This is a genomic window from Provencibacterium massiliense, assembly GCF_900169495.1.
Taxonomy (GTDB): Bacteria; Bacillota; Clostridia; order Oscillospirales; family Ruminococcaceae; genus Harryflintia; species Harryflintia acetispora.
Map to the genome: position 1 here is coordinate 1 of NZ_FWCH01000009.1, position 19,718 is coordinate 19,718.

General features: G+C 62.5%; 19 protein-coding genes. 3 read left to right on the forward strand and 16 right to left on the reverse strand.

The genetic code is table 11. The features are described 5' to 3' along the window. Positions 1 to 411: 411 nt before the first annotated feature. A complete protein-coding gene (locus B5477_RS01450) occupies positions 412 to 1,614 on the reverse strand; it encodes an acetate/propionate family kinase (protein ID WP_079698043.1) in 1,203 nt (400 codons plus the stop codon). 117 nt (positions 1,615 to 1,731) lie between these two features. Between B5477_RS01450 and B5477_RS01455 the strand changes: the two genes are divergently transcribed. Beyond that, positions 1,732 to 2,943 (forward strand): tRNA(Met) cytidine acetate ligase, encoded by a 1,212-nt coding sequence (locus B5477_RS01455; RefSeq protein ID WP_079698044.1) that lies wholly within the window; start codon positions 1,732 to 1,734, stop codon positions 2,941 to 2,943. Here the strand turns inward: B5477_RS01455 and B5477_RS01460 are convergent. Further along, positions 2,940 to 3,389, reverse strand: coding sequence for a hypothetical protein (locus B5477_RS01460; protein ID WP_079698045.1), 450 nt, complete (start codon positions 3,387 to 3,389; stop codon positions 2,940 to 2,942). The genes B5477_RS01455 and B5477_RS01460 overlap by 4 nt on opposite strands. 165 nt (positions 3,390 to 3,554) lie before the next feature. Here B5477_RS01460 and B5477_RS01465 point away from each other — a divergent pair, with 165 nt between their 5' ends. Further along, positions 3,555 to 6,182, forward strand: a complete 2,628-nt coding sequence (locus B5477_RS01465) for a valine--tRNA ligase (protein ID WP_079698046.1) — start codon at positions 3,555 to 3,557, stop codon at positions 6,180 to 6,182. A 275-nt stretch (positions 6,183 to 6,457) separates the two neighbouring features. Then, on the forward strand, positions 6,458 to 7,567 hold the full coding sequence (locus B5477_RS01470) for a hypothetical protein (protein ID WP_079698047.1): 1,110 nt from the start codon (positions 6,458 to 6,460) through the stop codon (positions 7,565 to 7,567). 36 nt (positions 7,568 to 7,603) lie between these two features. Here B5477_RS01470 and uvrC read toward each other — a convergent pair whose 3' ends face one another. The 14 genes from uvrC to lspA form a co-directional block, all read right to left on the reverse strand. Next, positions 7,604 to 9,457: an excinuclease ABC subunit UvrC gene (gene uvrC, locus B5477_RS01475; protein ID WP_242942092.1), complete on the reverse strand. Its 1,854-nt coding sequence runs from the start codon at positions 9,455 to 9,457 to the stop codon at positions 7,604 to 7,606. 113 nt (positions 9,458 to 9,570) lie between these two features. Further along, complete coding sequence (locus B5477_RS01480; protein WP_079698048.1) at positions 9,571 to 9,834, reverse strand: HPr family phosphocarrier protein; 264 nt, start codon at positions 9,832 to 9,834, stop codon at positions 9,571 to 9,573. Positions 9,835 to 10,098: 264 nt separating this feature from the next. Then, positions 10,099 to 10,860: a tRNA (guanosine(37)-N1)-methyltransferase TrmD gene (trmD, locus tag B5477_RS01485; protein WP_079698049.1), complete on the reverse strand. Its 762-nt coding sequence runs from the start codon at positions 10,858 to 10,860 to the stop codon at positions 10,099 to 10,101. Continuing rightward, positions 10,857 to 11,363 carry a ribosome maturation factor RimM gene (gene rimM, locus B5477_RS01490; RefSeq protein ID WP_079698050.1) on the reverse strand — a complete coding sequence of 169 codons (507 nt, stop codon included), beginning with the start codon at positions 11,361 to 11,363 and terminating at the stop codon, positions 10,857 to 10,859. The genes trmD and rimM overlap by 4 nt, the downstream gene beginning before the upstream one ends. 109 nt (positions 11,364 to 11,472) lie before the next feature. Next, a complete protein-coding gene (locus tag B5477_RS01495) occupies positions 11,473 to 11,706 on the reverse strand; it encodes a KH domain-containing protein (protein WP_079698051.1) in 234 nt (77 codons plus the stop codon). Between the two features lie 28 nt (positions 11,707 to 11,734). Next, positions 11,735 to 11,977, reverse strand: a complete 243-nt coding sequence (rpsP, locus tag B5477_RS01500) for a 30S ribosomal protein S16 (RefSeq protein WP_079698052.1) — start codon at positions 11,975 to 11,977, stop codon at positions 11,735 to 11,737. A 60-nt stretch (positions 11,978 to 12,037) separates the two neighbouring features. Beyond that, positions 12,038 to 13,375 (reverse strand): signal recognition particle protein, encoded by a 1,338-nt coding sequence (gene ffh, locus B5477_RS01505; protein ID WP_079698053.1) that lies wholly within the window; start codon positions 13,373 to 13,375, stop codon positions 12,038 to 12,040. Positions 13,376 to 13,414: 39 nt separating this feature from the next. Then, the gene (gene ylxM, locus B5477_RS01510; RefSeq protein WP_079698054.1) at positions 13,415 to 13,783 is read right to left on the reverse strand and encodes a YlxM family DNA-binding protein; all 369 of its coding nucleotides are present in this window, start codon (positions 13,781 to 13,783) and stop codon (positions 13,415 to 13,417) included. Between the two features lie 702 nt (positions 13,784 to 14,485). Further along, positions 14,486 to 15,346 carry a YitT family protein gene (locus tag B5477_RS01515; RefSeq protein WP_079698055.1) on the reverse strand — a complete coding sequence of 287 codons (861 nt, stop codon included), beginning with the start codon at positions 15,344 to 15,346 and terminating at the stop codon, positions 14,486 to 14,488. 222 nt (positions 15,347 to 15,568) lie between these two features. Next, complete coding sequence (locus tag B5477_RS01520) at positions 15,569 to 16,522, reverse strand: transketolase family protein (RefSeq protein WP_181966672.1); 954 nt, start codon at positions 16,520 to 16,522, stop codon at positions 15,569 to 15,571. A gap of 2 nt (positions 16,523 to 16,524) precedes the next feature. Further along, complete coding sequence (locus tag B5477_RS01525; protein WP_079698056.1) at positions 16,525 to 17,373, reverse strand: transketolase; 849 nt, start codon at positions 17,371 to 17,373, stop codon at positions 16,525 to 16,527. A 49-nt stretch (positions 17,374 to 17,422) separates the two neighbouring features. Continuing rightward, on the reverse strand, positions 17,423 to 18,238 hold the full coding sequence (locus B5477_RS01530) for an HAD-IIB family hydrolase (protein WP_159448891.1): 816 nt from the start codon (positions 18,236 to 18,238) through the stop codon (positions 17,423 to 17,425). Between the two features lie 14 nt (positions 18,239 to 18,252). Beyond that, entirely contained in the window at positions 18,253 to 19,170 is a 918-nt protein-coding gene (locus tag B5477_RS01535; RefSeq protein ID WP_079698058.1) for an RluA family pseudouridine synthase, read from the reverse strand. Beyond that, complete coding sequence (gene lspA, locus B5477_RS01540) at positions 19,170 to 19,652, reverse strand: signal peptidase II (RefSeq protein ID WP_079698059.1); 483 nt, start codon at positions 19,650 to 19,652, stop codon at positions 19,170 to 19,172. The genes B5477_RS01535 and lspA overlap by 1 nt, the downstream gene beginning before the upstream one ends. Positions 19,653 to 19,718 lie beyond the last annotated feature (66 nt).

Sequence of the window (19,718 nt, forward strand, 5' to 3'; positions counted from 1 at the left end):
CTGAACCCGCCCGGCACGCCCGGAGCCGCCCCAGCCGGCAGAACGCAAAGCGCCAGCGCCGCCGCCAACACGAATGCCATGATCCTGTTCTTTCCCATTTTGTCCCGTCCTCTCTGCGCAAAGGTACACCTTTGCCAATCCCGCATTTTTGCCGCGGCCAGCCTGAAAAACGGGCTGGTTTTTCCTGTTTTCAGGGGAAATCCCGCTCTTTCTAAAGGTGTAGGTTTCTGCAACACCTGTGCCGCTTTCATTATTCCATATCCCGGCTGAAAATGCAACAAAAACCGGAGAGGGGCCCGCCGGGCGCTCAAAGGGACGGCGCGGGGAGAAAGCCGGGCCCGCCACAGCATTATGCCCCATAGCCGCAAAAAAAGCCCCCGCCGGCCGGCGGGGGCTTTTCAATCGGTCTTATTACTTGCTGATGATCTCGACGGTGTCCTTGGCGATCATCAGTTCCTCGTTGGTCGGGACGACCCAGACCTGCACCTTGGAGGAGGGGGCGGAGATCATCATCTCGCTGCCCGAGGCCGAATCGTTGGCGGTCTTGTCCAGCTCGATCCCCATGAACTCCAGCCCCTCGCAGCACTCCTCGCGCAGCTCGGACGAATTTTCGCCGATCCCGCCGGTGAAGCAGACGGCGGTCAGCCCGCCCATGGCGGCGGCATAGGAGCCGATGTACTTCTTGATCTGGTAGCGCAGCATGTCGCAGGCGAGCTGGGCGCCGTGGTGATGGTCGTTGTTCTTGGCGTTGACCAGGTCGCGCGCGTCCGAGCTGAGGCCCGAAACGCCCAGGAAGCCGGACTTCTTGTTGAGCATGTCGCTCATCTCGTCCGGGGTCATGTGCTCCTTGTTCATCAGGTAGGTGACCACCGACGGGTCGACCGCGCCGGAGCGGGTGCCCATGATCAGCCCGTCGAGCGGGGTGAAGCCCATGGTGGTGTCGTAGCACTTGCCGTCCTTCACCGCGCTGATCGAGGAGCCGTTGCCCAGGTGGCAGACCACCACGCGGGTCCCCTCGGGGCGCTTGCCGGTGATTTCGAGGTACCGGGCGCTGACGTAGCGGTGGCTGGTGCCGTGGAAGCCGTATTTGCGGATGTGGTATTTCTCATAGTACTCGTAGGGCAGGGCGTACATGTACGCCTTCTCGGGCATGGTCTGATGGAAGGAGGTGTCGAACACCGCCACCATCGGGGTATCCTTGCCGAACACCTCGACGCACGCGCGCATGGCGGCCGCCTGGGGGGGATTGTGCAAGGGGCCCAGCTCGGAGAAGGACTCGATGTCCTCGATGACCTTTTCGGTGATTTTGGTGGAGACCTTGTAGACCTCGCTGCCGTGCAGCACCCGGTGGCCCACCGCCGAGATTTCCTTCACATCCCCGATCACCTTGCCCTCGCCCGAGGTGAGGACCTTGACGACCTCCATGAACGCTTCCTTATGGGTGGGGAAGGCCACCTCATACTGGATCTTCTTGCCGTCGTCGGTCTTGTGGGTGATCAGGCCGTCCACCCCGATGCGCTCGCAGTTGCCCTTGGCCAGCACATGCTCGTTTTGCATGTCGATGAGCTGATACTTCAGCGACGAGCTGCCGGCGTTTATTACCAATACCTTCATTTGCTGCTTTCCCTCCGAATATTTCAGTTTTCTTGACTTTGACTCAGATAGTTATATATTATTACATTAAGGTAAAAATTTCAAGGGCAAGACGGAAGAAACCGGAGAAAAGGCGGGATGAAAATGCGTGTCGCGGGGATCGTGGCGGAGTATAACCCCTTCCACAACGGGCACCGGTACCAAATCGAGGCGACCCGCCGGGCGGGCGCCGAGTGCGTCGTGGCGGTGATGAGCGGCAATTTTGTGCAGCGGGGCGAGCCCGCCCTCCTGGATAAGTTCACCCGCGCCAAGGCCGCCCTTTCGTGCGGGGTCGACCTCGTGCTCGAGCTGCCGCTGCCCTTCGCCGCCGCGGGGGCGCAGCGCTTCGCGCGCGGGGCAGTCGCCCTGCTCGACGCGCTCGGCTGCGTCGACACCCTCTCCTTCGGCAGCGAATGCGGGGCGCTGCCCCCGCTGCTGCAAGCCTGGCTGGCGCTGGAGGACGAGCGGGTGCGCGCCCGGCTGCGCGCGCTGCTCAAAGAGGGGCAGCCCTTCGCCGCCGCGCGCCAGCAGGCGGTGGGCGAGCTCTTCGGAGAAGATGCCGGGGCGCTGCTGCGCCAGCCCAACAACATCCTGGCGCTCGAGTACCTCGGCGCGCTCGGGAGCCTCGGCAGCAAAATCGAGCCCTTCACCGTCCCCCGCAAAGGGGCCGGACACGACAGCGGCGCACCCGTCGGGGCTTTCGCCAGCGCCAGCGCGCTGCGCGCGCTGGCAGTAAAGCAGGGGGTATCCGCCCTCTCCCCCTATGTGCCGGCAGAGGCGCTGGCGTGCTACCGCGGCGCGCCGGTCTGCGCGCCGGGGGCGCTCGAGCTCCCGCTGCTCTCCCGGCTGCGCGCCCTGGCGCCCGGGGAGCTGAGAGCCCTCCCCGAGCTCAGCGAAGGGCTGGAGCACCGCCTTTACAAGGCGGCGCGGCAGGCGCGTGACCTTGGCGAGCTCTATGCGCTCGTCAAATCCAAGCGCTACTCCCACGCGCGGGTGCGCCGCCTGGCGCTCGCCGCTTTTTTGGGGGTGCGCGACGAGGACGGCGCCCTGCCCCCACCCTACATCCGGGTCCTGGGGTACACCCCGGCCGGGAAGGAGCTGCTGACGGCTTCGAGCGCCGCCCTGCCCGTCGGCGCCTCGCTGCGCCGGCTGCAGGCGCTGGGCGGGCGCGCCCAGCGCCTGGCGCTGCTGGAGGCCGCCGCGGGGGACCAGTATGCGCTGCTGTGCTCCCCCCGCGGGGAGTGCGGGCTGGATTACACCCATCCGCTGATCCGCTCTGCCGGCCCGCATGACAAAACCTGTTCCGGTTAACCGACGGCCTGGCGCAGGGCTGAGAGCGTTTCATCCGGGAGGGTGTAGTATGCGGTCAGCATCTCCTCGGTCAGCCTCATGTTCTTGACCGCCTGCGGGGAGATCACCGCCTTTACGAGCGGGGAGTCCCGATAGAGGGTGAGGTTTAAGATGACCTCGTACTCCCGCTCCCCTTCGGGGTCCTCCCCGGCGAGCAGCGTCTTTTCCTGCCACACCACCAGCTCGTACTGTGCGGCGGGCTCGGGCTGCGGCGCTTCGGCGTCCGCCCAGTCCTCGGTGGGGGTCAGCAGTTCGATCGTCTCCTGGTCGTCGATGGTCTTGAGGAGTTCTCCCCCATCGGAATAGACCTCAACCTTGCAGGCCTTCGGCTCCTTTGCGGCGGTGTGCGCGCAGCCCGTGCATGCCACCAGGACGCCGGCCAGCAAGAGCAAAAGTGCTTTTTTCATCCCAAGCCTTCCTTTTCGATCAAATTTCATGTCCCATCTTACCGCGCCGCGCCATCTTTTGCAAGGGAGTTTTTGAGGGAGGCGTTGCGCGAACAGGGAAGATTTAGTATAATAAGAAGAATCAAAGGCTAAAATCCCCTAAAGGGAAAAGGAATGATTATAAATATGAGAAAACAGCTTGATAAGACCTATGATCCCAAGCAGTTTGAGGAAAAAACCTATCAGGCGTGGCTGCAGGGCGGATACTTCCACGCAAAGCCGAACCCGGACAAGCGTCCCTACACCATCGTCATGCCGCCGCCCAACATCACCGGCCAGCTCCATCTGGGCCACGCTATGGACTGCACGCTGCAGGACTGCCTGATCCGCTTCCGCCGCATGCAGGGCTATGAGGCGCTCTGGCTTCCCGGGGCGGACCACGCCTCGATCGCCACCGAGGCGAAGATCGTGCAGAAGCTCAAAGAGGAAGGGGTCGACAAGCAGGACCTCGGCCGCGAGGGCTTTTTAAAGCGCGCCTGGGAGTGGAAGGAGCAGTACGGCGGGCGGATCGTCGAGCAGCAGAAGAAGATGGGTTCCTCCTGCGACTGGGACCGCGCCCGCTTCACCCTGGACGAGGGGTGCTCCAAGGCGGTGAACGAGGTCTTCTGCAAGCTCTACGACGAGGGACTGATCTACCGCGGCGAGCGGATCATCAACTGGTGTCCAACCTGCAAGACCTCGATCTCGGACGCCGAGGTGGAATATGAGGACCACGCCGGCCACTTCTGGCACCTGCGCTACCCCTTCACCGACGGCAGCGGCTACATCGAGCTTGCCACCACCCGGCCCGAGACCATGCTGGGCGACACCGCCGTGGCGGTCCACCCGGACGATGAGCGCTACAAGGCGATGGTGGGCAAGACGCTCACCCTGCCGCTGGTCGGGCGGGAAATCCCGCTCATCGCCGACGAATACGTGGATATGGAGTTCGGCACGGGGGTGGTCAAAATCACCCCGGCGCACGACCCGAACGACTTCGAGGTCGGGCTGCGCCACGAGCTGCCGGTCATCAACGTCCTAAACGAGGACGCCACCCTCAACGAGCAAGGCGGCAAGTACGCCGGGATGGACCGCTATGAGGCGCGCCGTGCGATCGTGCGCGACCTCGAGGAGGGCGGCTTCCTGGTGCGCACCGAGGACCACCAGCACAACGTGGGCGCCTGCTACCGCTGCCGCTCGGTGGTCGAGCCGCGGGTGAGCAAGCAGTGGTTCGTCAGGATGGAGCCGCTGGCCGGCCCCGCGATGGAGGTCGTCAAAAACGGCAGCCTGCAGTTCGTGCCCGAGCGCTTCGCCAAGATTTATTACCACTGGATGGAGAACATCCGCGACTGGTGTATCTCCCGCCAGCTCTGGTGGGGGCACCGGATCCCCGCCTGGTACTGCGACGACTGCGGCGAGATCACCGTGGCAAAATCCGCGCCCGAGCGCTGCGCCCACTGCGGCGGCTCCCACATCCGCCAGGACGAGGACACGCTCGACACCTGGTTCTCCTCCGCCCTGTGGCCCTTCTCCACCCTCGGCTGGCCGGATAAGACGCCGGAGCTTTCCTACTTCTATCCCACCGACACGCTGGTGACGGGGTACGACATCATCTTCTTCTGGGTGGCCAGGATGATCTTCTCCGGGGTTCACAACATGGGAGAGATCCCGTTTAAAAACGTCTTCATCCACGGACTGATCCGGGACGCGCAGGGGCGCAAGATGTCAAAGTCCCTGGGCAACGGTGTGGACCCGATGGAGGTCATCGAGCAGTATGGCGCGGACGCGCTGCGCCTGACGCTCTGCACCGGGAACAGCCCGGGCAACGACATGCGCTTCTCGGACGAGAAGGTGCGCGCCTCGCGCAACTTTGCCAACAAGCTGTGGAACGCCTCCCGCTTCATTTTGATGAACCTCTCGGACGAGGTCACGTCGCTCGACCTGCCCCAGGAGCTGACGCTGGAGGATCGGTGGTTTTTGAGCCTGTACAACCGCCTGGTCCGCGAGGTCACCGACAACCTCGAGCACTTCGAGCTCGGCGTGGCGGTGCAGAAGCTCTACGACTTCATCTGGGATATCCTGTGCGACTGGTACATCGAGCTGACCAAGGCGCGCATTGCCGCGGGCGGCGAGAGCGCCAAGCGCGCCCAGCAGGTGCTGGTGCATGTGATGGGCGGCGCGCTGCGGCTGCTGCACCCGTTCATGCCCTTCATCACTGAGGAGATCTGGCAGGCGCTGCCCAGCGAGGGGATCAGCGAAAGCGTAATGGCCGCCCCCTGGCCCGAGTACCGCCCCGAGCTCTGCTTCGAGCGCGAGGAGGAAGAATTCTCGAAGATCATGGAGGTCATCAAGGCCGTGCGCAACCGGCGCAGTGAGATGAACGTGCCGCCCAGCCGCAAGGCCAAGCTCTATATCGCCACCGGGCTGCCCGAAACGATGGAAAAGGGCGCCGCCTTCTTTGAACGGCTGGCCGGGGCGTCCGAGGTAGAGATTGGGCAAAGTTTCTCGATCGAGGGTGCGGTGCAGGTGGTGACCGGGGATGCGCGTATCTTCATCCCGCTCGGAGAGCTGATCGACCTTGACAAGGAGCGCGAGCGGCTGCAAAAGGAACGCGAGCAGGCCGAGCAGGACGTTTCGTTCTTCGGCAAAAAGCTGGAGAACCCCTCCTTCGTGGACCGCGCGCCCGAAAAGGTGGTCAATGCCGAACGCGAAAAGCTGCAGAAGGCCAAGGACCGTTTACAGAAGATTGTCGAGAGCCTGGAGGCTCTGAAGTAAAGAACGGACCGCGGCGGCAAGCTATTTTAGCTTGCCGCCGCTTTCTTTGCCGGGAAATAAAATGACCGATAGCTAAGGATGCTATCGGTCATTGTTTTTATGTTTTTTGCGCGGTGGCCGGGCGCTTTTCCCACCACCTGGAAATCTTAGCCTAATTATATCCGATTCTGGCAGGAAATGCAAGGGGATCCCGCGTTTTGTGGGCCCTTCCCCCACACGGTAAGACCGCCAGTATCCTTATCTGGCGGTCTTATTGCTCTCCCGGAGGTATTGCCATGAAACGCCTGCTTTTTGCCCTGCTCGCCTGCTGCGTCCTTGCCTTGCCCTGCCGGGCAGAGGCCGCGGGCCCCTCGCCCGGCCTCCTCGTCCCGGTCATTCCCGACGCGCGCACCGGGCACTATCAGATCACCGTCTCGGACGCCGAAGCCCTTACCGCCGCCAGCGTCACCCGCAGCGTGGAACGCACCGGGATCACCGCCAAAACCGACGTGTTCGTCGAATATCCGCTCGACGTGGAGCACCCGCAGACCTACTACGTCACCGTGAGCGCCCTCCCGGAGGCGGACCGCATCGGGCTCGACGCTCCCGCCTCAAAAACATTTCCTGTCACCACCGGCTGCTGCCCGGGGGTGGAGGGAGCCTTCATCCTCGGAGACGGCAGCGCGGCCGACCCCTACCAGGTCTACACCCCGGCGCAGCTTCGGCACGTGCAGCAGCACCTGGACGCACAGTTTGCCCAAAAGCGGGACATCACCCTCACCGGGACCTGGACCCCGCTGGGCACGCTCACCGGCGTGTATGACGGAGGCGGGTATTCGATTGGCGGGCTCAATTCCACAACCGGCGGGCTGTTTGCATCTTTGAGCGGAGCCACGGTAAAAAACATGCGTCTCACCTCGCCCACCGTTGGAGGAATGTACTATGTTGGCGGGATTGCCAACGTGATGACCGGAGCGACGGTCGCGGACTGCTCTGTAACGGGCGACAATGTTTCCGGTTCGGGTTCGGACGTCCTCTCCACCGGGGGGATCGGCGGGTTGGTGATCAACACCAGGTTTGAACGCTGCACCGTCACCGGGACGATCGGGGGAACGGCGCAAGTCCAACTCCATCAGGGTGGGATCGCCGGGCATAACACCAGCTCGGTCTATATCGGCTGCCTCTCCTCGGTCCAGTTTTCCGGCTCCGCCGTGTATGCGATTTATACCGGGGGAGTTTCGGGCGCCACCGAAAACAACGCCTCTCCCATTACCCTGCAAAACTGCCACTGGACCAACCCCGTCCACGCCGTGGGCCGCGCCGCCGAATATGGCGGCAACTTTACCCCCAACACCGGCGACAGCTTCGGCAACTCCCAGGTGCCCTCGATTGACGGATTATCCTGAAAACGGCCGCCTCCAAGACACTTGGAGGCGGCCGTTTTATTCTTCCGTCTGCGGATGTAAAAACTCATAGAGGGCGTTGGCCGCGCGCTTGTTCATCCCCGGCGCCGCCTCGAGCTCCTCCCCCGTCGCCGCGCGGATCTTGTCCAGGGTCCTAAAATGCTTGTACAGCGCCCTGGCGCGGGCCTCCCCGATTCCCGGAGCGTTCATCAGCTCGAGCTGCAGCGAGGTGGTCCGGTGCTTCTTGCGCGAGAAGGAGATGGTGTAGCGGTGCACCTCGTCCTGCACCGAGGTGATGAACGAGAACACGCTCTTGTGCGCCGAGATCTGGATCTCGCCCCCGTCCGAGGCGATGGCCCGGGTGCGGTGCTTGTCGTCCTTGACCATGCCGAAGCAGGGAATCACGAGGCCCATCGCGTCGAGCACCTCCTTGGCCGCGGCGACATGCCCGGCCCCGCCGTCGATCAGCAGCAGGTCGGGCCGGCGGCCGAAGCCCTGCTCCCCGCCCTTTTCCCCGGCCTCGCGCAGCCGCTCGAAACGGCGGGTGAGCATCTCCTTCATGCTGGCATAGTCGTCCGGCGCGCCGGCAACCGACTTGATGGTGAACTTGCGGTAGGCGCTGCGCAGCGGTTTTGCCCCCTCGAAGGCCACCATCCCGCCGACAATGGTGCTCGCGCCGATGTTCGAGATGTCGTATGCCTCGATGTACTGCGGGCTCTGGCGCAACCCCAAAAGCTTTGCCACCTCGTCGAGGAGCGCCACCTCCTTGCCCGAGGCCTTCATCCGGTGGGAGAGGTACTGCGCAGCGTTCGAGCGGCACAGCTCGACAAGCTGGTTCTTCTGCCCGCGCTGGGGGATGACGAGCTCGACCTTGTGCCCGGCGCGCTCGGTGAGGTAGCGGGCGATCAGGTCTCCATCCTCGCACTCCCCGTCGAGATAGACCTGCCGCGGCAGGTCGAAGTTGTCCCGGTAATAGCTCATCAAAAACTGGGCGCGCACCGCGGCCGGGTCGCTGTCGGTGCTCAGCAAAAAGTCCTGCTTGTCGCAGAGCCGCTCATGCCGGTAGTTCATCACCGACACCCCCACCCGGTCGCTCCCGATGGCCATCGCCATGATGTCGCAGTTGTCCACCCCGGCGTAGAGCACCTTTTGCTGGCCGCTGATCCGCCTGATGGCGGCGATCCTGTCCCGCAGTCGGGCGGCCTTCTCGAACTCGAGGTTTTCGGCGGCCTTCGCCATTTCCTCCTCGAGCTGCTCGCAGAGCCCCTGGCTGTTCCCCTTGATGAAACGCAGCGCCCCGTCCACCGACTCGTTGTACTGCTCGAGCGGGATCTTCCCGGTGCAGACCCCCATGCACTGCTTGATGTGGAAATTGAGGCAGGGGCGCCCCTTGCGGAAGTCCTGCGGGAACTGCCGCTTGCAGGTGGGGAGCATAAAAATCTTGTTGGCCTGCTCGACCGTCTGCGAGACGACGTAGGACGAGGTATAGGGGCCGATCACCTGGCCGTCCTTGGGGGGCTTGGATTTCACCCAGTCGATCCGGCGCCAGGGGCCGTCCGTGATATGGATATAGAAATACCCCTTGTCGTCCTTTAACAGGATGTTGTATTTCGGGGAGTGCTGCTTGATCAGGCTGCTTTCCAGCACCAGCGCCTCGAACTCGCTGTCGGTGAGGATGTAGTCGAAATCCTTGACATTCTCGACCATCGCCAGCACCTTGGGGGTGTGGCTGTCCAGGGCGCGGAAGTAGCTGGTCACCCTGTTTTTCAGGCGCTTCGCCTTGCCGATGTAGATGATCACCCCGTCCTTGTCCCGCATGAGATAGACCCCCGGCTGCAGCGGCAGCTCGTTGGCCTTCTTGCGCAGGAGGGCTATATGCTCCATGTCCACCATACCGTTCTCCTTCTTCGGGTACGAAAACACGCCGTCAGAAAGGCTTTCTGACAGCGTGCACATTGTTCTTGTCCCGCATGGCAGGACAAAGCCAAAGCAATTATTCTTGAAACTTACTCGGCAAAGCCGCTCTCAACCAGCTTGACAAGCTCATTGACCGCCTGCTGCTCATCCGGGCCGTCCGCAATGATCTTGATGGTGGTGCCGCCGACGATACCCAGCGAAAGGACGCCGAGCAGGCTCTTCGCATTCACCCTGCGCTCTTCCTTCTCGATCCAGATGGAGGATTTGAACTCGTTCGCTTTCTGAATGAAAAAGGTAGCCGGACGCGCGTGCAAACCAACCTGATTCTGAACGGGAACGTCTTTTACAAACATAATCGTTACTCTCCTATTTCCAAGATTACTGTCACAGATTAACAACGGGACCAAAATAGCCCAGAAACGCTACAGCCTTATTATAACATACCGCTTGTCTTCGTCAACGCTTCTTGAAATTCTTTTGCGCCCATTTCCCGCAATTTCTGCTTGTTATCCATCAATTTGCAAAATCCGCCGACCTTGATTGTACATCTAATACAAAAAGTTTTCAACAATCTCGTATAGGATGAGCAACCGCCGCGCTCCCGATTTACCTGCCAATCAGGTGGTTCCGCTCTCTTCCCTATCCGGCTGCGCCCTTTTCAGGGCATCGATATATTCTATGTCGCTTTTATCAAGTTGTGCCTGTGCGAGCATATCCGGGCGGCGGCGCAGGGTGATTTTTACCGCCTCGCGCCTCCTCCAGCCCTCGATATTCTTGTGGTGCCCCGAGAGCAGCACCTCGGGCACCGGCCGCCCCATCCAGACCGGCGGGCGGGTGTAGTGCGGATATTCGAGCAGCCCGCTCTGATGGCTCTCCTCGGTGTAGCAGCTCTCGTCCGGGAGCACCCCCTCGCAGAGCCTGCCCACCGCGTCGCAGACCACCAGCGCCCCGAGCTCGCCCCCGGTGAGCACGTAGTCCCCGATCGAGAGCTCCTCGTCCACGATTTCGTCCAGAATTCTCTGGTCCACTCCCTCATAGTGTCCGCACAGCAGGAGCAAATTATTCATGTTTGCAAGCTCCCCGGCGCGCCGCTGGGTGAAGACTTGGCCCTTGGGCGAGAGGTAGATCACATGCGGGCGCACCCCGCGCAGACGGCAGAGGTAACGAAAGCAATTGTAGATCGGGCCGGGCTGCATGACCATCCCCATCCCGCCGCCGTAGGGCGAGTCGTCCACCCGCCGGTGCTTGTCCTCGGTGAAGGCGCGGATGTCGTGGCAGTCGATGGTCAGCTTCCCCGCCGCGCGCGCACGGCCGATGATGCTCTCATCCAGCACCCGCCCGCACATCTCGGGGAAGAGGGTCGCAATGTCAATGATCATTCCTCAAACAGTCCTTCCAGCGGGCGGATGTCCATCCTGCCGCCCATAACGTCGATCTTGACAATCACCTGCGGGATGGCCGGGATCAGCCGCTCCTTCCCGTCCGGGAAGCGGATGTGGTAGACGTCGTTGGCGCCGGTATGGGTCACGTCGCACAGCTCCCCGTAGCGTTCGCCGCTGTCGGCGTCGAACACCTGGAGCCCGATGATGTCCTGGATCAGATGCTCCCCCTCCCCCAGCGGGATTTCGTCCCGGTGGACGTAGAGCACCTTGCCGCGCAGGGCCGCGCCCGCCTCGACGGTGTCCACACCTTTGAACTTTAAAAGCACCATCCCCTTGTGCACCCGGCCGCTTTCGACCTCGACGGGGTTGCCGACCGTGCCCAGATGGAGCCGCTTGCGGCCGGCCAGAAAGGCGGGCTCGTCGCACCAGGGCTCGGCCTTCACCTCGCCGCGCACCCCGTGGGTGGTCACGATCTTCCCGGCTTCGATGTATTCCTTCATTTGGACGCTCCTTCCTCCCCGGGGCCTGCCGCCCCCGGTAAAAGAAACCGGGAAAGCACCTGGGGCCCCGAGGTCCTCATGCTTTCCCGTTTTGCTCGTATTGGGGTCTTCAGTCGATTTCTACCATGACCTTCTGGTCCGCGCGGGTCGCGCAGGCGCGAACCACCGTGCGGATGGCCTTGGCGATCCGGCCCTGTTTGCCGATCACCCGGCCCATGTCGTCCGGCGCGACGTGCAGATGGTAGATGATGACGCCCTCGGCGTCCGGCTCGTCGCGGGTCACGGTGACCGCATCCTTCTCATCGACCAAACCCCTAGCGATGGTGCGAATCAGCTCTTCCAAGATTTTGGGACCTCTCTTTCCTCACGCCTTACAGCACGCCCTGCTTCTTGAGCAGCGCACGCACGGTATCGGTCGGCTGGGCGCCGGTCGAGAGCCACTTCTTGGCCTTCTCCCCATCGATCTTCACCACGGCCGGGTCCTTGGTGGGGTCGTAGTACCCAACCTCCTCGATAAATCTGCCGTCGCGCGGATAGCGGGAATCTGCCACAACTATGCGATAGAAGGGAGCCTTCTTCGCGCCCATCCTTCTAAGTCTGATCTTGACTGCCATTATCTTGTCACCTCCTGAATCTTTCTATTTATCTTTATTCCGAAGAAGGAATAAACACACTTACCTCATTGGCGGGAAGCCCATGCGCGGACGCCGCTTGCCCTTTTTGGGGGCGAGCTGCTTCATCATCTGCTGCATCTGCCTAAACTGTTTTAAGAGCCGGTTGACCTCCTCCACGCTGGTGCCGCTGCCCGCGGCGATCCGGCGCTTGCGCGAGGGGTTGATGATGTCCGGGCGCTCCCGCTCGCGCAGGGTCATCGAATTGATGATCGCCTCCATGCGCTGCAGCTCCCGCTCGCCGCGCTGGGTATCCTCATCTCTCAGCTTTCCCTGCAGCCCGGGGATCATCCCCAGCACCTGGGAGAGCGGGCCCATATTCTTCACCTGCTTCATCTGTTCGAGCAGGTCGGTCATGTCAAATTTATTTTCCTTGAGCCGCTGGGCGGTCTTGATGGCCGCTTTCTCATCCATCTCGGTCTGGGCCTTCTCGATCAGAGTGAGCACGTCGCCCATCCCCAAAATTCGCGAGGCCATCCGGTCGGGATAGAACGGCTCGAGGTCCTCGAGCTTTTCGCCGGTGCCCACGAACTTGATCGGCTTGCCGGTCACCGCGCGCACCGAGAGCGCCGCGCCGCCGCGGGTGTCGCCGTCGAGCTTGGTTAAAATCACCCCGTCGATCCCCAGCGCCTCGTCGAAGGAACTGGCCACGTTGACCGAGTCCTGGCCGACCATCGCGTCGACCACCAGAAGGATTTCGTGCGGCTGCACCCGCGCCTTGATGGCGCGCAGCTCGTTCATCAGCTCTTCGTCGATGTGCAGCCGTCCGGCGGTATCCAAAATCACCGGATCGTAGCCGTAGTCCTTGGCGTACTTGAGCGATTCCTCGGCGATCTTCACCGGGTCGCCCTGGCCCATTTCAAAGACCGGGGTCTCGACCTTGGCGCCCACCACCTTCAGCTGCTCGATGGCCGCCGGACGGTAGACGTCGCAGGCGACCAGCAGCGGGCGTTTGCCCTCCTGGCGGAAGTGCCGGGCGAGCTTTGCGCTGTGGGTGGTCTTACCCGAGCCCTGCAAGCCGCACATCATGATGATGGTCGGCTTCTTGGAGGAGAAATTGATCCGTGCGTTGGTCGAGCCCATCAGCTCGGTCATCTCGTCGCGCACGATCTTGATCACCTGCTGCGCCGGGGTGAGGCTCTCGAGCACCTCTTTGCCCACCGCCTTCTCGGTCACCGCCTTGACAAAGTCGCGCGCAACCTTGAAGTTGACGTCGGCCTCCAGCAGCGCCAGGCGCACCTCGCGCATGGCTTCCTTGATGTCCTCTTCCTTGAGCCGGCCCTTGGAGCGCAGGCGCTTGAACGCTTGATTCAGTTTTTCGCTCAGTCCTTCAAATGCCATTCGTTACTCCCAGCGCCTCTATCGTAAATTCGGTTTCTTCTATTCGTCCTCGCTCAGCTTCATGGCGAGCTGCACGATCTCCCCGGCCTTGGTGTAGATCGAGGAGGCCATCCCCAGCCGGTCGCTTTCAAACTGGATGTCCTTGGCGCACTGCACGATCCTGGAAAGGGACTGCTGAATCCCTCCGAACCGCTCGGCCAGCCCCAGCCGCTCCTCCAGCTCGAAGAGGGTCGCTTCCGCCCGCTTGATCGAATCGCGCACCCCCTGCCGGGTGATCCCGCTGTGGGCGGCGATCTCGGCGAGAGAGAGGTCTTCGTTGTAGTATAGGTCCACGACCTCTTTCTGCTTGTCGGTCAGCATGTCACCATAAAAATCGAACAGCACGGTTACCCGTAGATTTTTGGGCACGGCGGCATGACCCTCCTTTTGTAGCGGCCGGTTTGTAAAGGCGATCCCTTTACATTTGACAGCTTTTTTATTATACCCTGCCAGACGTAAACTGTCAAGTTTTTTTCTTTACACCCGGACATGGCAGAATTTCCCTGTTGTGCTTTTGTTATTATAGCGCTCTGAAATAGGGAAAAACGGCTGAAGGGTGTCGAGCAAAAAAGTTTGTCCACCGTAGTGAGCTGTGCAGCCGAGACACTAAAGTATTTGGTTTCCAGAAGGGCAGGCTCGCTTTGCGAGCGGTGCGCCTCACGGGCTGGAAACGAGCCGTTTCCCCAGACGCCTTTTAAGGCGTTGGACCCCCTTTCGGGTCAGTCTTTGGTTTCCAAAGGACTAAGTCCTTTGGCGGGTGCGAGCAGCGCCCGCGGCCTTTCCGGGCTGCCACTACTCGCGGCTAGAAAATCCTCCTTCGGATCAGGAAGGGGAGCAAAAAACTTCCAGTGGAAGGTTTTTGCGTGGGGAAACCCTATCAAGGGGTTTCCCCATGGCGGCAAAGCCGCCATCCTCTCCCAAGGCAGTGCCTGTGCCCGCGCACCCGCCGGCAACACTTCCCGAGTGCTCCGTCTCCGCCCGGCCGGCAGTTCTTGATCGACCGGGGGCCTTGGCCTTCTCGGGGTATCCCGAGAAGGCCAAGGCCCCCAAAACCGCCGTAAGACGACGGTGCTAATCGAAGTGCTTGAACCCTTTTCCAAGCACGTCGCCGGCGGTGCATCCGACGATGAAGGCATGCGGGTCGATGGACCGCGTGATCTCCTGCACCCGGTAGAACTGCGCCTTGCTCACCACGCAGAAAATGATGTTGAGGTGCTCGTGCTTGTAGCCGGTCTCGCCGTTGAGCAGGGTGGTCCCGCGGTGGAGCTCCACCAAGATCCGGTCGCGGATCAGGTCGCTGCGCTCCGAGATGATGAAGAGCACCCGGTTGGTGTTCGAGCCGTAAATCATATTGTCCATCACCAGCGAGGAGGTGATGATGGTCAGCGCGGCGTAGAGCGCCGAATCGATGTTTCCATAGGCGAAAACCGACAGCACAACCACCACCAGGTTGGAGCCCATCAGCAGCTTGCCGATCGGGATATGGTGGAACCGCTTCTGCAGCAGGGCGCTGACGATCGAGGTGCCACCGGTGGTCGAGCCGCTGATATAGACCGCCGCGAGCCCAACGCCCATCAGGGCGCCGCCGAAGAGAGAGGCGAGCAGCGCATCCCCCTTATACTGGGGCATCCAGACGACCAGCAAGTCGATGCACACACTCGACATCGCCGTGGAAATGGCGGTGCGGATGGTGAACCCCTTGGAGATATGAAGCCATGCGAGGACCAGCAGCGGCACATTAATCAGGAAGGTGGTCAAGCCGATCGGGAAGCCCCACAGATAGTTCATGATGGTGGCGACGCCGGTCACGCCGCCCGGCGCGATGTGATGGGGCGCGGTGAACATCTGCACCCCCATTGCATAGGCGTAGTTGCCCACCAGGTTGAGCCCAAAAAAGCGGATATATTCCTTCAGCCTGTTCTGCCCTTCCATATCCCGTCTGCCCCTTATCGTCCAAATATTTTATTGTTGTATCGCAAGTCCGCGTTGTATTATACTCCCTTTTCACAGAGGGGTCAATGCAGGAAAAACCTCAAATTCGCAAGTAATTTGGTGCAAAACGCAGGAAACTCTTCACCCTTGCCCATGGTGCAGCTTTTCCGGCGGCGGAACACAAAAAAGCGGGGAGCCGCAGCCCCCCGCTGAAACCCTGGTTCAGTGCTTTTTAAGCGCGATTGCCGCCCTGGCCTTGACGGCCAGGTTCTGCGCGGTGAGCCCGAAATGCTCGAGCAGATCGACCGCCGGTCCGGAGCAACCGAACACATCCTCGACGCCGACGCGCAGCACCGGCGCCGGACAGCCCTCGCAGACGGCCGAGCAGACCGCCTCACCCAGGCCCCCGATCACGCTGTGCTCCTCGGCAGTCACGAGCGCCCCCGTCTCGGCCGCGCAGCGTAGCACCAGCTCCCGATCCAGGGGCTTGATGGTGTGGATGTTGACCACCCGCGCCGAAATCCCCTCCTCTTTCAGCAGCTCGGCCGCCTCGACGGCCCGCCAGACCATCAGCCCGGTGGCGATTAGGGTGACGTCCTGCCCGTCGCGCAGCACGATCCCCTTGCCCCACTCGAAGCGGTAGGAGGCGGGGTCGTTGAAGCAGGGCACCGCCAGCCGCCCAAAGCGCAGGTAGACCGGGCCGGCATACCCGGCCGCCGCGCGCACCGCCGCGCGCGCCTCGGCGTCATCCGAGGGGTTGATGACCGTCATGCCGGGGATGGTGCGCATGAGGGCGATGTCCTCGTCGCACTGGTGGGTCGCGCCGTCCTCGCCGACCGAGATGCCCGCATGGGTGGCGCCGATCTTCACATTGAGATGGGGGTAGCCGATCGAGTTGCGCACCTGCTCGAAGGCGCGCCCGGCCGCGAACATGGCAAAGGAGCTGGCAAACGGGATCATCCCGCTCGCGGCGAGCCCCGCCGCGACGCCCATCATATTCTGCTCGGCAATCCCGCAGTCGATGAAGCGCCCGGGACAGGCCTTCTTAAAAACACCGGTCTTGGTGGCGGCCGCGAGGTCCGCGTCCAGCACCACCAGCCGCTCGCAGGTGCCGCTCAGCTCGGCCAGGGCCTCGCCGTAGCTCTCCCTGGTCGCCTTCTTTTTCATCTCCGCCATCCTCAGCGCCCCCCTTCGTAAGCTTCCAGCAGCTTCTGTAACTCACCCATCGCCTGACGGTACTGCTCCTCGTTCGGCGCCGTACCGTGCCAGGAGGCCTGGCCCTCCATGAAGGAAACCCCCTTGCCCTTGGTGGACTTGGCGATGACGGCGGTGGGCTTGCCCTTCGTTTGGCGCGCCTGCGCGAAAGCGGCCGCGATCTGTCCGTAGTCGTGCGCGTCGATGTTGATAGTGGCAAAGCCGAAGGCGGCGAACTTCTCGTCGATCGGGTAGGGGGAACAGATGTCCTCAATATTCCCGTCGATCTGCAGCCCGTTGTTGTCCACGATCAGGCAGAGGTTGTCAAGTTTCTGGTGCCCGGCGAACATCGCCGCCTCCCAGACCTGGCCCTCCTGAATCTCGCCGTCCCCCAGCAGGGCGTAGACCCTATAGTCCTTGCCCATCAGCTTGGCGGCCTTGGCCATCCCGCAGGCGGCCGACACCCCCTGCCCGAGCGACCCGGTGGACATGTCCACCCCGGGAATCCCCTTCATGTCCGGATGGCCCTGCAAGCGGGAACCGATATGGCGCAGCGTCCCGAGCTCCTCCACCGGGAAGTAGCCCCGGTTGGCGAGCGCCGCATAGAGCCCGGGCGCGGCATGCCCCTTGGAGAGCACGAACCGGTCCCGGTCCTCCCACTTCGGGTTCTGCGGGTCTATGCGCATCTCCTGAAAATAGAGATATGCCAGAATGTCCGACGACGAGAGCGCCCCGCCCGGATGCCCGGATTTCGCGTGATAGACGCCCTCTATCACGCCGAGACGGATTTTGGTTGCCGCGATCTGCAGCGCCCGTGTTTCCTGCTGGGTCATTGTGTTCGATCATCCTTTCCCTTCGGCCTGTCTTCCCAATCGGTTTCTTCTATTCTTTGGTCTGTTCCTCCAGATATTCGATCAGCTGCGCGAGCGCACCGTCCATGCAGGGGCAGAGCACCTTCTGCACCCGCCGACGGACAAATTCATCCGCCGAGCCGGGAGCCGCGCTGAGCGCCGCCACCCGCAGCATTTCAAGGTCGTTTTCGTTGTCCCCGATGGCCGCGATGCGCTCCCGATCCACCCCGATGAGCGCGGCCGCCTCGAGCAGGGTGCTCCCCTTGGAAACGCCTTTGGGCAGCAGCTCGACGCAGGTCTCGCCGCTCTGCACTACGGTGAAATCCCGCTCGTACCACTCGCCCAGCTTTTGGCGCATGGCCGGCGCCTCCTGCGGGGTCTCGCTGATCACCAGCACCTTATAGATGGTCTCCTTCACGTCGTAAATCCCGCAGATCGGGGTTTGCAGCACCCGCTGGCAGAGCCGCTGCCCAAACGCGCTGCGGGAGACCCCCCAATACTTGTCCGCCGTCACCAGCATGACCGCGTGATCCCGATCCATTCTCTCGAGCACCTCGCCGGTGGCCTCCCGGATTTCGGGCGGCATGGGGTGCTCGATTAGAAACTCCCCGCTCTGCGGGTCCATCACGCAGGAGCCGTTGAGCACCACCATCGGCGCGTTGACCGCAAAATCGCGGCTGACCCGGTAGGCCGACTCCCGCGAGCGGCCGGTGGCGAAGGTGAAGCGTCCCCCTTCGCCTATGAAGCGGCGCACCGCCTCGATGTTCTGCGGCGGCACCCCGATCTCCTCGATCAGGGCCGTGCCGTCGATGTCGCTGGCGAGCAGCCATCCGCTCAAATTGGCCAAGCGGCCTTCCCTCCTTACGCCATGGGCCGAAGCCCGGATAAAAACTTTTGAAAATAGTCCGGCAGCTCACTGTCAAACGTAAGCCGCTCCCCCGTCAGGGGATGGGTAAACCCGATGGTCTTGGCGTGCAGGCACTGCCCGCCCGCCAACGCCGTTTTCTTCGGCCCGTAGACCGGGTCCCCCGCCACCGGATGCCCGATATAAGCCATGTGCACCCGGATCTGGTGGGTGCGCCCGGTCTCCAGACGCAGCGAAAGGTAGCTAAAGCCCTGGTACCTTCCCAGCACCTGGTAGTGGGTAACTGCCTCCTTGCCTCCCCGAGCGGTCACCGCCATGCGCTTGCGCTCGACGGGGTGCCGGCCGATCGGCGCCTCCACCCTGCCGCTCTCCTGCGGCAGGGAGCCGTGGACCACCGCCCGATATTCCCGCAGCATGCTGTGCGCGGCGATCTGCCGCGCCAGCCCCTGGTGGGCCTCGTCGGTCTTGGCCACCACCAGCAGGCCGCTGGTGTCCTTGTCGATCCGGTGCACGATCCCCGGGCGGATCACCCCGTTGATTGAGGAGAGCCGTCCCCTGCAATGGTAGAGCAGGGCGTTGACCAGCGTGCCGTCCTGGTTTCCCGCCGCGGGGTGGACCACCATCCCGCGGGGCTTGTTGACCACCAGCAGCGCGTCGTCCTCGTAGACGATACAGAGCGGGATGTCCTGGGGCTGCGCCTCGGGCTCCACCGGGTCCGGCAGGAGGAGGACCACCCGGTCCCCCTCCGCAAGTTTGCAGCTTTTGAGCACCGGCGCGCCGTTTAAGGTGAGCGCCCCGCCGGCGATCAGCCGCTGTAGGCCGCTGCGGGTGAGATCCCCGGCGCACCCGGCCAAAACGACGTCGACCCGCCGGCCCGCCTGCTCGGGGGAGACGGTAAACTCAAGCCTCTCCATCAGCGGTCCAATTGCTTTTTGCGGCGCTCCTGCCGCGGCTCGATCAGCAGCAGGTAGACCACCAGCAGGAAGGTCCCGCTGACCACGCAGCAGTCCGCGAGATTAAAGACCGGAAAATTGATCGGCACGAAGTAGATATAATCCACCACAAAGCCGCGCAGCACCCGGTCGATCAGGTTGCCCACCCCGCCCGCGAAGATCAGGCAGAGGGAGACGATCATCAGCGGATGGCTCACCCTGCGCGAGACGAGCAGCACCAGCACCGCGATGAGCACCGCGGTGGTGACCCCGACCAGCAGCCCGGTGCGGTTTTGCAGGATGCTGAACGCCGCGCCGTAATTTTCCCGGTAGAGCAGGTGGAGCACCCCGTCGATCAGTCGGATGTCCGGCACGGTGGACAGGTAGCTGGCCGCCCACCATTTGATCAGCTGGTCCAGCCCGATGAGCACCCCCGCGCCCAGCAACGATAGGTATAAAAACATGAGAAAACTCCTAATTGTAAAATAGCCATACCCAAATTTTGCGGCGGGGCGCCATTTCCCCCGCCG

What these genes read in the sequence shown, in the direction of transcription:
- B5477_RS01450 (WP_079698043.1), bottom strand. Translation starts at nt 1,614, where the DNA reads ATGAAGGTATTGGTAATAAACGCCGGCAGCTCGTCGCTGAAGTATCAG.
- B5477_RS01455 (WP_079698044.1), top strand. Translation starts at nt 1,732, where the DNA reads ATGAAAATGCGTGTCGCGGGGATCGTGGCGGAGTATAACCCCTTCCAC.
- B5477_RS01460 (WP_079698045.1), bottom strand. Translation starts at nt 3,389, where the DNA reads ATGAAAAAAGCACTTTTGCTCTTGCTGGCCGGCGTCCTGGTGGCATGC.
- B5477_RS01465 (WP_079698046.1), top strand. Translation starts at nt 3,555, where the DNA reads ATGAGAAAACAGCTTGATAAGACCTATGATCCCAAGCAGTTTGAGGAA.
- B5477_RS01470 (WP_079698047.1), top strand. Translation starts at nt 6,458, where the DNA reads ATGAAACGCCTGCTTTTTGCCCTGCTCGCCTGCTGCGTCCTTGCCTTG.
- uvrC (WP_242942092.1), bottom strand. Translation starts at nt 9,457, where the DNA reads ATGGTGGACATGGAGCATATAGCCCTCCTGCGCAAGAAGGCCAACGAG.
- B5477_RS01480 (WP_079698048.1), bottom strand. Translation starts at nt 9,834, where the DNA reads ATGTTTGTAAAAGACGTTCCCGTTCAGAATCAGGTTGGTTTGCACGCG.
- trmD (WP_079698049.1), bottom strand. Translation starts at nt 10,860, where the DNA reads ATGATCATTGACATTGCGACCCTCTTCCCCGAGATGTGCGGGCGGGTG.
- rimM (WP_079698050.1), bottom strand. Translation starts at nt 11,363, where the DNA reads ATGAAGGAATACATCGAAGCCGGGAAGATCGTGACCACCCACGGGGTG.
- rpsP (WP_079698052.1), bottom strand. Translation starts at nt 11,977, where the DNA reads ATGGCAGTCAAGATCAGACTTAGAAGGATGGGCGCGAAGAAGGCTCCC.
- ffh (WP_079698053.1), bottom strand. Translation starts at nt 13,375, where the DNA reads ATGGCATTTGAAGGACTGAGCGAAAAACTGAATCAAGCGTTCAAGCGC.
- B5477_RS01515 (WP_079698055.1), bottom strand. Translation starts at nt 15,346, where the DNA reads ATGGAAGGGCAGAACAGGCTGAAGGAATATATCCGCTTTTTTGGGCTC.
- B5477_RS01520 (WP_181966672.1), bottom strand. Translation starts at nt 16,522, where the DNA reads ATGGCGGAGATGAAAAAGAAGGCGACCAGGGAGAGCTACGGCGAGGCC.
- B5477_RS01525 (WP_079698056.1), bottom strand. Translation starts at nt 17,373, where the DNA reads ATGACCCAGCAGGAAACACGGGCGCTGCAGATCGCGGCAACCAAAATC.
- B5477_RS01535 (WP_079698058.1), bottom strand. Translation starts at nt 19,170, where the DNA reads ATGGAGAGGCTTGAGTTTACCGTCTCCCCCGAGCAGGCGGGCCGGCGG.
- lspA (WP_079698059.1), bottom strand. Translation starts at nt 19,652, where the DNA reads ATGTTTTTATACCTATCGTTGCTGGGCGCGGGGGTGCTCATCGGGCTG.